Source organism: Streptomyces sp. FH025 (genome assembly GCF_017427025.1).
In the GTDB taxonomy this organism is placed as follows: Bacteria; Actinomycetota; Actinomycetes; order Streptomycetales; family Streptomycetaceae; genus Kitasatospora.
In genome coordinates this window covers 1-1,809 of record NZ_JAFLNG010001049.1, presented here as the reverse complement: position 1 = coordinate 1,809, position 1,809 = coordinate 1, and the positions used below count along the sequence as shown (strand labels likewise).

2 protein-coding genes are annotated in these 1,809 nt (G+C 73.8%); both read left to right on the top strand.

The features are described 5' to 3' along the window. The first annotated feature begins 140 nt into the window (after positions 1-140). Positions 141-674, top strand: coding sequence for a GNAT family N-acetyltransferase (locus tag J0670_RS37145; protein WP_207817188.1), 534 nt, complete (start codon positions 141-143; stop codon positions 672-674). A 127-nt stretch (positions 675-801) separates the two neighbouring features. After that, positions 802-1,809: hypothetical protein (locus J0670_RS37140; RefSeq protein WP_207817187.1), on the top strand; the 1,008-nt coding region annotated here is incomplete at its 3' end.

Here is a 1,809-nt window from a genome sequence, read left to right as displayed (position 1 = left end):
CAGCACCACGCGGAGGGGGGCACTTCGCTGTGCTGAATGGGGAGGACTGCACGCACATGGATAGGAAATCGGGCGGACGGCGGTTGGCGTAATGGTCTATCGTGCGATCGATCCATTACGCACGATACGGGGGAAGCGCCATGACCACCGCCCACAGCACCGCTCGCACGATCGTCGCCGTCTCCGAGCGGCTGGTGCTGACGCAGCCGCAGGAGGGGGATGTGGAGGCGATGTTCGCCATTCACGGGGATCCGGAGACCAACCGGTACAACCCGCACGGGCCGCAGCGGGACCTCGCGCAGGCGCAGGAGATGCTGGACGGGTTCGTGGCCGACTGGGCGCGGGACGCGGTGGGGTACTGCGCCGTGGCGACGCGGGAGGAGCCGGAGGTGATCATCGGGTACGCCGGGCTCTACCTGTACACGCTGTTCGACGAGCAGGTGTTCAACCTCTACTACCGGTTCCGCCCGTCCGCCTGGGGCAAGGGGTACGCGGCGGAGGCGGCGCGGGCGGCGATGGCCGAGGCACTGCCCCGGTTCCCCGGGGTCCCGGTGACCGCGCGCATCCGGGCGAACAACCTGCCCTCCCGCAGGCTCGCCGGGCGGCTCGGGCTGGTGGCGGACCCGGAGGGGCGGGTCGACGACGAGGGGCAGCTGATCCACCGCATGGCGTGAGCCGAGGATCTCCCGGCCGACGGTCCCCCCGGCCGACAGTCCCGGGCCGAAGATCCCCCGCCCGGGGGAGGGGGATCGCGCCCCGGGCGGAGGCCCTGGCCCGGGCCACGGCGGGACCGTGGAGGGCATGAGGATCGATGAAGGCAGGGTGCGGGCCGGAGCGGCCTGGACCGCCGTGGCGGCGACGGTGCCGTATCTGACGCTCAAGCTGCTGTGGCTGACCGGGCACCCGGTGGGGGCGGACGACCCCGAGGAACTGGACCGGCTCTGGCTGGTCAACCTGCTCACCTTCGGCATGGACGCCATCGCGGTGGCCCTCGCCCTGGCCTTCGTACGGCCGTGGGGGCGGCGGGCGCCGGCCGGGCTGGTGGCGTTCCCGATGTGGGTGGCGACCGGCCTGCTCGGCACCATCCTGGTCGCGCTGCCGCTGGTCCTGCTGAGCACCCTGCTGCTGGGGCCGGAACACAGCGACCGGCACGACGACGGCAAGGGCCTCGGCAGCTGGGTCTTCTTCATGGTGTACGGCGGGTTCACGGTGCAGGGCCTGGCGCTGATCACCGCCTTCGTCCTGTACGCCCGGCGGCGCTGGGCCGGGCTGTTCCGCGAGCGGATCGGCGACCTGCCGCACTCCCCCACCCTGGTCGTGCAGCGCAGCCTCGGCTGCGTCGCGGCGCTGCTCGGCCTCGGGGTCGCGGTGGCCAGGGCGTACTGGGCGGCGGGCGGCGCGGTCGGACTGCCGGTCGCGCTGGCACAGGAGCGGCCCCGGGGCACGGCGGTGATGGACGCGGTGGTCGCGGTGATGGCGGTGGCCGCGCCGGCGGCGCTGCTGGTGCCGGTGTTCCGGATCCGGCCGGGGCGGCGGCTGCTCGGGCCGCTGCTGGTGGCGTGGACGGCGGCCGGTTCGCTGTTCGGCTGGGGCTGCTGGCAGGCGGTGGCCTTCGGCACCACCATGACCAGGGTGACCGACCTGCGGATGGCGGTGCCCGGGCTGCTGCCCCTGGTGCAGACCGCCCAGGTGGTGGCCGGGGTGCTGGTGCTGGCGGTCGGCGCGGTGGCACTGACCGAGCGGGCGGCCGACGTACGGACCGCCGACGTACGGACCGCCGCCGTGCAGACCGCCTCCGTACGGAGGGTT